A 13,110-nucleotide genomic window follows, 5' to 3' on the forward strand; every position below is an offset into this window, starting at 1 on the left:
GACGAGAAATGTGGACGATGTTGAAACAAGACCAGATAGATGTTGAAGGGCAGACGGCCTTTGAACGATTCTACGCACTCGCAGTATAATTGTATCTGTAGGATGGGTCTGTCACGCCTCTAACTATATTTGCGACAGAACCGGCAACCTTCATCGAGAAAAGAGAAAGCGTTTGAGGCTAGGATGCAAAATCAGGGTTGGCTATTTGGGAACAGAGGTCGAGAGAAGTTAACCATTATCGAGACAGATTACTAGCTTAAATGGTCTGATAATTCCTAAAGCGAAACTGATATACTTGGCTCAAATAAATGGCGAGAACATCTCATGACACAAGACAATAATCCACTTCATGGTATCACTCTACAGAAGCTGCTGACTGAATTGGTTGAACATTACGGTTGGGAAGAGTTGAGTTACATGGTGAATATCAACTGCTTTAAAAAAGACCCGAGCATTAAATCGAGCTTGAAGTTTTTGCGTAAAACAGACTGGGCTCGAGTGAAGGTTGAGTCTATTTACATTGAGCTAAAACAGAAGTCTTAGTCTTCCAAGCGTAAGATAACAAAAAGCCCCGTAAGCTTTCACTTACGGGGCTTTTTTAGTTAATTAGAAAAGAGCTAATTACTTACCAGCTTCTTTATCTGCTTTAACTTTAGCAATCACTTCGTCAGCAACGTTAGTTGGACATGGTGCGTATTGTGCAAATTCCATAGAGAATTGGCCACGACCAGAAGTCATAGTACGTAGGTGACCGATGTAACCAAACATTTCTGAAAGTGGTACGTCAGCTTTAATACGAACGCCAGTTACGCCAGCTTGTTGATCTTTAATCATGCCACGACGACGGTTAAGGTCACCGATAACATCACCAACGTGATCTTCTGGAGTAAATACGTCAACATTCATGATTGGCTCAAGAAGTTGCGCGCCTGCTTTAGGCATAGATTGACGGAATGCACCTTTCGCTGCGATTTCAAATGCGATTGCAGATGAATCGACTGCGTGGAAACCACCATCGTAAAGTTCAACTTCAACGTCTAGCGTAGGGAAGCCAGCTAGTACGCCGTTTTCCATCATGCCAGCAAAGCCTTTCTCAACTGCAGGCCAGAATTCTTTAGGAACGTTACCGCCCACAACAGAAGACTTAAATGTGAAGCCAGAACCCGCTTCGCCTGGTTTGATACGGTAATCGATCTTACCGAATTGACCAGAACCACCAGATTGCTTCTTGTGCGTGTAGCTATCTTCAACTGCTTGAGTGATAGTTTCACGGTAAGCAACTTGAGGAGCACCTACAGTTAGGTCAACGCCGTACGTACGCTTAAGGATATCTACCTTGATGTCTAGGTGAAGCTCACCCATACCTTTCAGGATAGTTTCGCCAGTCTCTTCGTCAGTCTCAACTTGGAAAGACGGATCTTCTGCAACCATTTTACCGATCGCGATACCCATTTTCTCAGAACCGCCTTTATCTTTAGGAGATACAGCGATAGAGATTACTGGAGTTGGGAAAACCATTGGCTCTAGTGTCACTGGGTGCTTAGGATCACATAGAGTGTGACCAGTTTGCACGTTCTTCATACCAACGATCGCAATGATATCACCCGCTTGTGCGCTAGTGAGTTCGTTACGGTCATTAGCTTGCATCTCAACCATACGGCCAACACGTTCAGTCTTGCCAGTGAATGAGTTAAGAATTGTGTCACCTTTGTTCAATTTACCAGAGTAAATACGAACGAAAGTTAGAGCACCAAAACGGTCATCCATGATTTTGAATGCAAGCGCTTTGAAAGTTTCATCAGTAGAAACGATAGCGTGATCGCCAGTTTCTTCGCCGTTCTCGTCCATTAGAGGTTGAGGATCAACTTCAGTTGGTGCTGGTAGGTAATCTACAACAGCATCAAGGATAAGTTGCATACCTTTGTTCTTGAACGCAGAACCACAGAATGTTGGGAAGAATGCGATATCACGAGTACCTTTACGGATACAACGCTTGATGTCTTCAATAGAAGGCTCTTCACCTTCCATGTAAGCTTCCATTAGATCATCGTCTTGCTCTACAGCAGTTTCGATTAGCTCTTCACGGTATTGCTCTACTTCATCAACCATGTCCGCAGGAACATCTGTGATTTCGTAGTTTTCAGGAAGACCAGTTTCATCCCAAACGTATGCTTTACGGCTTAGTAGGTCTACAACACCCACGAACTCGTCTTCACGGCCAATTGGTAGAACCATAACTAGAGGAGTAGCACCTAGAACGTTTTTAACTTGGTCAACAACGTTGTAGAAATCTGCACCCATACGGTCTAGTTTGTTAACGAAGATCAGACGAGATACTTCTGATTCGTTAGCGTAACGCCAGTTAGTTTCTGATTGTGGTTCAACACCACCAGAACCACAGAATACACCGATACCGCCATCAAGAACTTTAAGAGAACGGTATACTTCAACTGTGAAGTCAACGTGTCCAGGAGTATCGATAACGTTTAGACGGTGATCGTTCCAAAAACAGCTTACAGCTGCTGATTGGATAGTAATACCGCGCTCAGCTTCCTGTTCCATGAAGTCAGTCGTTGATTCGCCATCATGAACTTCACCAGTCTTGTGGATTTGACCAGTTAGCTTAAGGATACGCTCAGTGGTAGTTGTTTTACCCGCATCAACGTGCGCGAAAATACCAATGTTTCTGTATTTCGATAAATCTGCCATTGTCTTACTCTGTTAATAGGATATAAAATGCGCGCAGAGTATATCACAATCTGTGAGGACTGATAGCTTTGCATGCATTTGGGACTAAAAAACTTTGCCTTTTCGTAATGAAAACGAAAAAGCACTCTATAAAAACAATCTAAATGATTGTTAGGTTTAGTGCTAACCTAAAGCGTAATTAGCGTTCAAGTTAGACTGATTTTCTGCTGTATAGAGTAGCTGAAGTGCACTCAATTACAACTCATCAAAAGCATTAATTGCCTCTGACAATTTTTTAACTCCGTGAATTTGCATTCCAGGGATTCCTCCCTTAGGCATGTTCGCAGCTGGCACTATCGCCCGCTTAAAACCATGCTTAAACGCTTCATTCAAGCGCTCTTGTCCACTCGGCACAGGTCGAATCTCACCGGCGAGGCCTACTTCACCAAACACCACCACATCTTTAGGTAATGCTCGGTCTCTAAAGCTAGAAAGTAACGCTATCACTAATGCGAGATCGGCACTGGTTTCGGTTACTTTAACACCACCGACGACATTCACAAACACATCTTGGTCAGCCATTTGTAAGCCGCCATGTTTATGCAGCACCGCTAATAACAGTGAAAGCCTGTTTTGCTCTAGACCAACAGCAACACGACGTGGATTAGCTAGCTGGGAATAGTCCACCAGCGCTTGGATTTCAACAAGAAGTGGACGCGTCCCTTCCCAAACCACCATCACTGAACTGCCTGAGGTTTCTTCTTCACCGCGAGACAAGAAAATAGCCGATGGGTTGCTGACTTCTTTCAGGCCTTGGCCTGTCATTGCAAACACACCCAACTCATTGACCGCACCAAAACGGTTCTTGTGACTGCGCAGCGTTCTAAAACGACTATCCGTACCGCCATCCAATAGAACAGAGCAGTCAATAATGTGCTCAAGCACTTTGGGCCCCGCTAAAGTGCCGTCTTTAGTTACGTGTCCAACTAAGAACACTGCAACGTTGTTTTGCTTAGCGTAACGAGTCAGTGCTGTTGCAGACTCACGAACTTGGGCTACGCTGCCTGGCGATGATTGAACATCAGCGACATGCATCACTTGGATCGAGTCGATAACCATGATCTTCGGCTGTTCTCTTTCTGCTACCTGACAGATTTTATCGACATTGGTTTCAGAGAGCATTTTCAAATGATCTTTTGGCAAGCCCAATCGAGAGGCGCGCATCGCAACCTGCTGAAGAGACTCTTCCCCGGTAACATAAAGTGTCGGCAACTGAGAAGAGAGTTGGCACATAGTTTGTAATAACAGTGTTGACTTACCTGCCCCAGGGTTACCACCAATCAGAATCGCGGCACCGGGTACGACACCCCCACCTAAAACGCGATCGAGCTCTTTGAAGCCACTACTGAAGCGTGGAACTTCTTGTAAATCGATTTCAGATAAGGTTTGAACGGATGATTCATTTGTACCGCCAGCGTAACCAGATAGTCTTTCATTACGTGCAACCTGAGGTGAAGCGGCCAATCTAACTTCTGTAATTGTGTTCCAAGCCCCACATGCATTACACTGCCCCTGCCAACGAGGGAAATCAGCACCACAGTCATTACACACATAAGCTCGTTTTGCCTTCGCCATAAAACCTCTATAATTTGCTTGGTAACCAGTAATATTGCTATTCTGTGATCTTATTGACCGTATGCACGAAAATATACATTGCAGTAGGGCCTTGAATGCCTAAAGATCAAGCACAATAAGCCGATAGCAATATAGCAATAATGCACCGCCCATTCTAACAAGAAAAGTATGCAGCAATCTGAAATCCTATCTGTAGCAGAACGACTTATTCCGGCCTACCACGCCGAAGATTTCGAATTCCTTCTTTCGCAAATGACAGAAGGCGAATCGCCATCTCTGAAGCTACTCGTTAAAATGGAACTGAATCGTATCATGGCTCCATGCACAAAGAGCATTGATTTACGTGGGCGTATTGATAATGAGTGTCGTCAATTCACGTTAGATGGCCGTAAACACTGGCTCGATGACATCGCTTTGAACGCCTATCAGCGTGGCACAAAAAAATTTAAAGGTTATACCGAAGGCGCATGGGAAATGGTCATGACGCCACGCACGCAGCCACTTCGTAATATTGTGAACACCGCCTCTAAAAACACTCCCGAGATAACCGATGCGAATAGCCCATATGAAGCCGAGGCGATTAACTTAGGGTATGACTTAAAACGTAAAGAAAACAGGCTCAAGATCAGCTCACAGGTTGAGATGACAACATCTAAAGGTCAAGACTTGCATGGTGTAACGATTGATATCTCGCCATCGGGTGCAAAATTCAAAGTACCGAGCACTTTTCGCTATAGCCTCGGTGAAATCATCTCGGTCAAATTCACAGAGCTGGTTGAAAAATCGCGAGAAAACGACGTCGATAAAGCGATTGACTACCGCATTCTAGGCATTGATGAATCTTATGAGAGCGACGCCGTCAAATTTTTAAGAACCATCAAAGTAAGCGATACGAATATTGTCGCGCGCTTAATTAATGAGTCTTTAAATAGCTCAAGTAAGAAAACTAGCCATGAAAATCAAGATAGGATTATGCGTACCCGTACTCGAGGTATTGAGCACACCTACCTAAAACACACCTGTAATCTACCGCTTTTTTTCAATGGCAGCGAACTCAAGCTTGCCCTGCTCACCGATAACAACCATCCGTTATGGCAATATTGGCACGATGAACGAAACCAGCAAGCTCTGGGGACACTCTTCAACGAAAAAAGAATGAATTTACTGGCTAAGCCCGGGGTCAAGGGAACCAGTAACGTTATCTACTCTTTTACTCACGAACACCAGAATAAGACCTTGTTCTACTCAATGATGTTACCAGAGGCCTCTCGTGAACAAAGGCAATTGTTCTGGCATATCGGTGGTAAACGTAAAAGTTGGAAAGCGTTTAAGTTCTCGGTTTTCGAGCTTTCAGGTGACGAGCGACAAGCCTTAGCGTTACATTCAGAGATGTTAAAGCAAAGCTCTGAACCACTGACTCATTGCTGTATCTTGCAAGAAATCGGCGATCATGAAAGTGCCGCTGATTATCTATTGAGTGAAAAGCCTCGCATTCCAAGCAGCGAACTGAATCAGTTCCGTCACTCACGTGCCGTTATTGGCAATATCCAAAGCCTCTACTTTGATGCCCAAACTCGTCGCAAGGAGCCGAGGTACCAATTTAAGTCTCCGCTTCAACTGACTTCGCAAAATGACGTCACTGTGGACGGATACACCTTAGATATCTCGAAACGCGGACTCAGTATTGCTCTTGAACAACCCATGGTATTCAAGATCGACGACCCGGTATCAGTGAGCTTTAATGAGCTGCAACTCTATGACAGAAGCTTGCCATTAAGCACCGTGCCTTATCGAGTTATTCGTGTGAGCCCAAATGGTCGCAATGTACAATTGGCCATCACTGAGAACGCGAAGACAATGCGCACCATCTCATTTCTCAAGGGACTGATTGATCAGAACCAAAACAAACTGATTAAAAAGAAAGAAATACTGCCAACGCATTCGCTTCTTGAATCACTGCATAATATTTTACTGAGTAAGATGGTCAGCACTCCAATATTCATCGATAAGCCAAGCTCAACATTACGCTGTAAGATCATTGGTGTGAACTTCCCATTAAATAAGCATCTCGCATTACTGGCTAAGCTTGGACACAACCAAAAATTCTCACTCGAGCCTATTTTTAAAGGGCACTCTAACTCGTTGTTAGCTGAGCCATTGAAAAAAATTGCAGGTGCAAAGCCTAAACACCACGATATCTATATTGCTGCGGTTCAGTTTGGCGACAAAATCCAATCAGTACACACAAAACTGGTCAAAGAATTCACGTCGACAAAAGAACGCATCTTATTCATCAAAAAGGCGCAACAACTAGGTGACATATACGTGTTACGAGTCACCACTGCCCCTATTTTTAACCCACTAACGAGCTTATTCCAGTCCGATTTAGAAGAGCTGTCTCGAATAAGCATGCACAAAGCGAAGAAACTAGAAAGTGAGGTTACCGCTTTTGTTGGCTATGGTGAGTTAGATGACATTACTGATGAAGTCTTGATTCGACTAGAACTTACGCACTAGATAACGCTTGCGAGATGCTGGATTAAACAAGAGAAAAAGCAGGCTGATGACCTGCTTTTTTGTCTAATTATCTGTCTATTTATGGCACATGAGTGACGAATAACGTTATCGAGAAAAGAGTTAAGGTTTCGCTTGCCAGCTGATTTTTTGCTGCTTAGCTAATACGCCAGATAAAATACACAGCACCCCGCCCAAGCCTGCATAGCGCACAGCGGTTTGAGCTTGCTGCTCAACTTTCGGTTTCGCATGATAGGCAATGCCTAGGCCCGCTGCTCCCATCATAACTAAATCATTCGCCCCATCCCCCACAGCAATCGTATTGTGCAATTCCAGCTCATACTCGTCAGCCAGTTCAACTAATATATCGGCCTTAGTTTGCGCTGAAACCACATCACCTAACACTTCACCGGTCAATTTACCATCAACAATCTCTAACGTGTTTGACTGAGCATGGTCAAGATTAAGCGTATCCTTTAAGTAATCTGAAAAATACGTAAAACCACCAGATGCGATCGCAGTCTTCCAACCTAGCTTATTCAATGTATTAACCAGTTCAACTAAGTCTGGCATAAATGGCAGAGATTGACGTACTTGTTCTAGAATCGCTTCATCAGCACCTTTAAGTGCACCGACTCGCTGACGCAGGCTCTGTTCGAAATCAAGCTCGCCTTGCATTGCGCGCTCAGTAATATCAGAAACGAGCTCTCCGACACCTGCTCGCTTGGCTATCTCATCGATACACTCAATTTGAATCGCTGTAGAATCCATATCCATCACAATCAAACCGGGTTTGGATAAGTCTGGGACCTCGCTAAGGCAAGCATAATCAAGCTTCAATGCTTGTAAAATTTCTTCGTGAGCAGGGGTTAAACTCCCTGACATCAACGCCACTTCATAATGCCCCACTTTCCATGTTTCTAAAATGGTCGTGTAAGTACCAGTAAAAAAGTCGATATCATCAAAAAATTGTGGGGATAGGTACTCCGCGAATACAATCCAGTTGGCTTTGGCCTTCGCGAGTTGAGAAGCGAAACGCGTCTCGGGGAGTCGAGTAAGTAATGTTGTGTGCCTTTTAATTGGCAGGTATTTCTGAGCGTCCATGTGTATGATTCCTAATTAACTATACTAAACGTTAACCTATTGCAATTTGAAAACGCAAGTCTCAATATGTCTTAATCATAACATTTGTTTATTTCAGGCTTCATGAAACATGAATGAATCATTGTTCTCAATACGTAACGCTTTACGAATGTTAGCCCTCATTTTGTTGGCTACCATGTTCGTTGTAACGATTAAAAATACCGTCGTGATCAGTAAAGGTAACGAAAAAATTCAAGCCAAGCAGCTCGAAACGTTAACTAAGGTTTTGATATCTCAAGCCTCCCTTTCAGCTAGTAAGATGATCACGCAACAAGACCAAGAACGATTACTTGACCTGACGAATCAGCTTTCGAAAGATCGACTGGTATTTGATGCCACGATATATGATGCAGAGGGTATTCGACTGGCTTCAAGTGAAAAAGCACTATCAGTACGCGAAGTACTTGGCTTAGATACACCACTTTCAACAGCAAGTATCGGAAGGCAACAGTTAGTTGAGCCGGTTTATTCACCCGAAAACACAATCATCGGTTTTATTCGAGTAACTTTTGAAACGGGAAAAGTAACGGCAATATCGGATCACCACTACCGCAAAAGTGATCGTTACATGATAGGAATGGTCTTAATGGGCTTCATCAGCGGGGCTCTGTGCGTATTGCTTATTCGAAAAAAACAAACTAAATCCGGTGAGAACTTACTGTTGAAAAATGTAAGCTCATAACAACTCAGCTTCAAAGATCCAATAAAAAGCCCCGACGCTCAGGCAGCAACGGGGCTTTTTGTTATCTGCTAACTTATCAAACTAAGACAAACAAATATTATTCTTGGTCACCAAGTAACACCGAGTCTAGTGCGATAACCATCATGTCGTTGAAAGTCGTTTGACGTTCATCTGATGTGGTTTGCTCACCGGTTTTGATATGATCAGAAACCGTACAAATAGTCAGAGCTTTTGCACCATATTCAGCACAAACTCCGTAGATACCTGCCGCTTCCATCTCTACACCAACAATGCCGTATTTATCCATCACTTCAAACATTTCAGGATCGGGCGTATAAAACAACTCCGCCGAGAACAGGTTACCGACTTTCACGTCGACACCGCGCGCTTTGGCTGCATCTTCTGCCGCTCGCACCATTTTGTAATCCGCAATTGCCGCAAAGTCATGACCTTTAAAACGAATACGGTTTACTTTTGAATCCGTGCATGCGCCCATACCGATCACCACATCACGCACTTTAATATCTTCACTCACTGCACCACAACTGCCAACACGGATGATCTTTTTTACACCAAAGTCTTTGATCAATTCAGTCGTGTAAATCGAACAAGATGGAATGCCCATACCATGTCCCATTACCGAAACCTTACGACCTTTGTACGATCCCGTGTAACCAAACATGTTGCGAACGTCGCACACTTGAACCACATCTTCTAAGAAGGTTTCAGCGATGTATTTAGCACGTAGCGGGTCGCCTGGCATGAGAACTACGTCAGCGAAATCACCCATTTCAGCATTAATATGTGGAGTAGCCATTGAAAATATCCTTAATCTCAAAACAAAAAATCAGAGAGAGGTTCCCCTCTCTCAGTTAACTATTATAAAAAGCTAGTACCGTATCCCATTGGCGACGTCCCAAAGTATGACGCTAAGCTTTGACCGATATCAGCGAAGGTATCACGGCGACCTAGAGAGCCTGCTGGCACCTTTTTACCGTAAACAATCACAGGGATGTGCTCACGAGTATGGTCAGAACCCGGCCATGTTGGATCACAACCGTGGTCTGCAGTTAGGATAAGCACATCATCTTCTTTCATCATATCAATGATTTCGTTGATGCGACCATCGAAGTACTCAAGCGCTGCTGCGTAACCAGCAACATCACGACGATGTCCGTAAGCAGAATCAAAGTCAACAAAGTTAGTGAACACGATCGTATTGTCGCCCGCTTCATTGATCGCTTCTTTGGTGGCTTCAAATAGTGCAGGAATACCTGTTGCTTTGGTTTTCTGAGTGATACCACAACCTGCGTAAATATCTGAGATCTTACCGATTGAGTGAACGTTACCGCCCTTCTCATCAACGAGTTTCTGAAGGATGGTTGCAGCTGGTGGCTCCACAGAAAGATCACGGCGGTTACCCGTACGTTCGAATTGACCTTTGCCCGGACCAATGAACGGGCGCGCGATAACACGGCCGATGTTGTAATCTTCTAGCTCTTCACGAGCAATCTGACAGAGGTCTAATAGGTTCTGCAGGCCGAATGTCTCTTCATGGCATGCGATCTGGAATACTGAATCAGCTGAAGTATAGAAGATTGGAAAGCCCGTCTTCATGTGTTCTTCACCTAGGTTATCTAGGATTTCCGTTCCCGATGAGTGGCAGTTACCTAAGAAATCAGATAAGCCAGCACGCTCTAAAATGCGATCCGTCAGCGCTTTAGGAAAGCTGTTCTCTTTGTCGGTGAAGTAGCCCCAGTCAAACAGTACCGGTACACCTGCGATTTCCCAGTGGCCAGATGGCGTGTCTTTACCAGAAGACAGCTCAGCAGCGTGACCATACGCACCAATGATCTCAACGTCGGCATCCATACCAGGAGCGACACGACCTGTCGACTCTTTGTGAGCCATTGCTAAACCTAGCTTAGACAGGTTTGGTAGCGTCAATGGCCCCTTACGGTCTGCATTGTCTGCAAGACCTTGCTCACAACGTTCTGCGATGTGACCCATTGTGTCCGAACCTACATCGCCAAATTTGTCTGCATCCGCTGTTTCACCGATACCGAATGAATCTAAAACTAAAATAAATGCTCTTTTCATTTTCTTCACCAACTTATTGCTCTTTGCACCAGAACTCTATTTATCGGTATACACGAGGTATACCGATATCGGTTATTTACACGTCTTCAGATCGAATCTGACGGTAAACGTCTGGCGTTGCTTTATATTCTCCGCCCACAGTGATGGCATTTTGTAATGCCGTTGCAGCTTCTTGCCACTGTTGTTCGTTGCGAGCATGAATCATTGCTAATGGTTTATCTTTACTTGCCACTTCACCAAGGCGAATAAAGTGATCAAAACCGACGGCGTAATCAATGCTGTCAGTAGCGACGCGACGACCGCCGCCCATACCAACGACAGCCATGCCAATTGCACGCGTATCCATGGCTGATACCACACCACTTTCTAGCGCGTACACTGGTTTAATTATTTCTGCTTTTTCAAGGTAGCTATCGTAGTTTGTTACGAAATCAGTTGGACCACCAAGACCCGCAACCATCTTACCGAAGCACTCCGCAGCTTTACCGTTATCCAGTACAGCCATCAGTTTTTCGCGCACTTCTTCCGCATCTTTTGCAAGGTTGCCCAGCACCAACATTTCAGCGCACGATGCCAGAGTGATCTCTAACAAACGAGGGTTACGGTATTCACCCGTTAAGAATTGAACCGCTTCGCGAACTTCAACGGCGTTACCCGCAGAAGAAGCCAGAACTTGGTTCATATCCGTTAGGATTGCCGTTGTTTTAGTGCCAGCACCGTTTGCCACTGCAACGATAGATTTCGCGAGCTCTTCAGAAGCTTCATAGGTTGGCATGAACGCGCCTGAGCCGACTTTGACGTCCATCACTAAAGAATCAAGACCCGCGGCCAGTTTCTTCGATAGGATTGAAGCGGTGATGAGCGAGATATTATCGACTGTTGCTGTAATATCACGAGTCGCGTAAACACGCTTGTCAGCAGGAGCTAGATCGCCGGTTTGACCGATGATAGCCACGCCAGCATCTTTAGTTACTTCACCGAACACTTCGTTGGTTGGTGTAATGTTGTAACCCGGAATAGATTCTAGCTTGTCTAACGTACCGCCAGTATGGCCTAAACCACGACCAGAGATCATTGGAACAAAACCACCACATGCTGCCACCATAGGGCCAAGCATCAGAGAAGTGACGTCGCCAACACCACCGGTTGAGTGTTTATCAACGATTGGGCCATCAAAATTCATGTGGCTCCAATCAATCACCATGCCAGAGTCACGCATTGCACACGTTAGCGCAATACGTTCTGGCATCGTCATTTCATTAAAAAAGATTGTCATTGCGAATGCGGCAATTTGACCTTCAGAAACCGTATTTTGAGCGACGCCTTGAATGAAGAAGTTAATCTCTTCTGCTGTTAGGACTTCGCCATCACGTTTTCTGCGAATAATTTCTTGAGGTAGATACATTAGTGCCTCCCGAACTCTAGTGAGTATGGTTTGTAGGGGAAAGAGGTAATATGGAGTGACTTTACGTCACTCCATCAAACAGACTTGTTAAGGATTAATATGCAGTAGGATCTGCAGTTTCGTCTGTCACTTCTAATGTATTAAGAAGGTTAGTTAGTAGGCTTGAAGCACCAAAACGGTAGTGCATGTTGTCTGCCCACTCAGCGCCAAGTAGCTCATCAGCCATTGCTAAGTATAATGCTGCATCTTCAGCAGTACGTACGCCACCAGCAGGTTTGAAACCCACGGTTTTCGCAACGCCCATGTCACGAATAACTTCAAGCATCATGCGCGCGTATTCAGGAGTCGCGTTTACTGGCACTTTACCTGTTGAAGTTTTGATGAAGTCAGCACCTGCTTCGATACAGATTTGAGAAGCTTTCTTGATCAATGCTTCTTCTTTCAGCTCACCAGTTTCGATGATCACTTTAAGCGTGATATCACCGCAAGCTGCTTTACACTGTTTAACGAGTTCAAAGCCAACTTCTTCGTTACCAGCAATAAGCGCACGGTATGGGAATACGACATCAACTTCATCTGCACCGTATGCGACCGCTGCTTTTGTTTCTGCAACTGCAATCTCGATGTCATCATTACCATGAGGGAAGTTAGTTACAGTCGCAATGCGTACTTCTGGAGTACCTTGCTCACGCAACGCTTTCTTAGCGGCTGGGATAAAGCGAGGGTAAATACAGATTGCAGCAGTGTTGCCTACCGCTGTTTTCGCGTCATGACAAAGCGCGACGACTTTTTCAGTCGTGTCGTCGTCATTTAGCGTCGTTAGGTCCATAAGTTTAAGTGCACGTAGAGCTGCTGCTTTTAAATCGCTCATTTCTATCTCCGATCAATATATTCAAATAGTTAACTACTTCACCATCCATCCAGTATAGATGGAAATTTTAGT

At 44.6% G+C, this 13,110-nt stretch carries 10 protein-coding genes; 3 read left to right on the plus strand and 7 right to left on the minus strand.

The annotated features are described in order from the left end of the window. The first annotated feature begins 324 nt into the window (after positions 1-324). Positions 325-543 carry a VF530 family protein gene (locus L4B77_RS01635; protein WP_372065103.1) on the plus strand — a complete coding sequence of 73 codons (219 nt, stop codon included), beginning with the start codon at positions 325-327 and terminating at the stop codon, positions 541-543. 78 nt (positions 544-621) lie between these two features. Here the strand turns inward: L4B77_RS01635 and fusA are convergent, their stop codons facing one another. Next, complete coding sequence (fusA, locus tag L4B77_RS01640; protein WP_429748213.1) at positions 622-2,709, minus strand: elongation factor G; 2,088 nt, start codon at positions 2,707-2,709, stop codon at positions 622-624. 234 nt (positions 2,710-2,943) lie between these two features. Further along, a complete protein-coding gene (gene radA, locus L4B77_RS01645; protein WP_372039523.1) occupies positions 2,944-4,323 on the minus strand; it encodes a DNA repair protein RadA in 1,380 nt (459 codons plus the stop codon). Between the two features lie 168 nt (positions 4,324-4,491). Here radA and L4B77_RS01650 point away from each other — a divergent pair, with 168 nt between their 5' ends. Next, the gene (locus tag L4B77_RS01650) at positions 4,492-6,840 is read left to right on the plus strand and encodes a PilZ domain-containing protein (protein WP_429748214.1); all 2,349 of its coding nucleotides are present in this window, start codon (positions 4,492-4,494) and stop codon (positions 6,838-6,840) included. Positions 6,841-6,960: 120 nt separating this feature from the next. On the opposite strand, the gene serB is transcribed toward L4B77_RS01650, so the two are convergent. Then, positions 6,961-7,941 (minus strand): phosphoserine phosphatase, encoded by a 981-nt coding sequence (gene serB, locus L4B77_RS01655; protein WP_372039521.1) that lies wholly within the window; start codon positions 7,939-7,941, stop codon positions 6,961-6,963. Between the two features lie 109 nt (positions 7,942-8,050). Between serB and L4B77_RS01660 the strand changes: the two genes are divergently transcribed. Further along, complete coding sequence (locus tag L4B77_RS01660; RefSeq protein WP_261837986.1) at positions 8,051-8,662, plus strand: YtjB family periplasmic protein; 612 nt, start codon at positions 8,051-8,053, stop codon at positions 8,660-8,662. A gap of 97 nt (positions 8,663-8,759) precedes the next feature. On the opposite strand, the gene deoD is transcribed toward L4B77_RS01660, so the two are convergent. The 4 genes from deoD to deoC form a co-directional block, all read right to left on the minus strand. Then, positions 8,760-9,479 carry a purine-nucleoside phosphorylase gene (gene deoD, locus L4B77_RS01665; protein WP_261837987.1) on the minus strand — a complete coding sequence of 240 codons (720 nt, stop codon included), beginning with the start codon at positions 9,477-9,479 and terminating at the stop codon, positions 8,760-8,762. 62 nt (positions 9,480-9,541) lie between these two features. After that, on the minus strand, positions 9,542-10,762 hold the full coding sequence (locus L4B77_RS01670; RefSeq protein WP_261837988.1) for a phosphopentomutase: 1,221 nt from the start codon (positions 10,760-10,762) through the stop codon (positions 9,542-9,544). 76 nt (positions 10,763-10,838) lie between these two features. Next, positions 10,839-12,167 (minus strand): thymidine phosphorylase, encoded by a 1,329-nt coding sequence (deoA, locus tag L4B77_RS01675; protein WP_429748215.1) that lies wholly within the window; start codon positions 12,165-12,167, stop codon positions 10,839-10,841. Positions 12,168-12,261: 94 nt separating this feature from the next. Further along, complete coding sequence (deoC, locus tag L4B77_RS01680; RefSeq protein WP_261837990.1) at positions 12,262-13,038, minus strand: deoxyribose-phosphate aldolase; 777 nt, start codon at positions 13,036-13,038, stop codon at positions 12,262-12,264. Positions 13,039-13,110 lie beyond the last annotated feature (72 nt).

This window comes from Vibrio minamisatsumaniensis (assembly GCF_050337445.1).
GTDB lineage: Bacteria > Pseudomonadota > Gammaproteobacteria > Enterobacterales > Vibrionaceae > Vibrio > Vibrio artabrorum.

What these genes read in the sequence shown, in the direction of transcription:
- L4B77_RS01650 (WP_429748214.1), top strand. Translation starts at nt 4,492, where the DNA reads ATGCAGCAATCTGAAATCCTATCTGTAGCAGAACGACTTATTCCGGCC.
- deoD (WP_261837987.1), bottom strand. Translation starts at nt 9,479, where the DNA reads ATGGCTACTCCACATATTAATGCTGAAATGGGTGATTTCGCTGACGTA.
- L4B77_RS01635 (WP_372065103.1), top strand. Translation starts at nt 325, where the DNA reads ATGACACAAGACAATAATCCACTTCATGGTATCACTCTACAGAAGCTG.
- deoA (WP_429748215.1), bottom strand. Translation starts at nt 12,167, where the DNA reads ATGTATCTACCTCAAGAAATTATTCGCAGAAAACGTGATGGCGAAGTC.
- radA (WP_372039523.1), bottom strand. Translation starts at nt 4,323, where the DNA reads ATGGCGAAGGCAAAACGAGCTTATGTGTGTAATGACTGTGGTGCTGAT.
- deoC (WP_261837990.1), bottom strand. Translation starts at nt 13,038, where the DNA reads ATGAGCGATTTAAAAGCAGCAGCTCTACGTGCACTTAAACTTATGGAC.
- L4B77_RS01670 (WP_261837988.1), bottom strand. Translation starts at nt 10,762, where the DNA reads ATGAAAAGAGCATTTATTTTAGTTTTAGATTCATTCGGTATCGGTGAA.
- fusA (WP_429748213.1), bottom strand. Translation starts at nt 2,709, where the DNA reads ATGGCAGATTTATCGAAATACAGAAACATTGGTATTTTCGCGCACGTT.
- serB (WP_372039521.1), bottom strand. Translation starts at nt 7,941, where the DNA reads ATGGACGCTCAGAAATACCTGCCAATTAAAAGGCACACAACATTACTT.
- L4B77_RS01660 (WP_261837986.1), top strand. Translation starts at nt 8,051, where the DNA reads ATGAATGAATCATTGTTCTCAATACGTAACGCTTTACGAATGTTAGCC.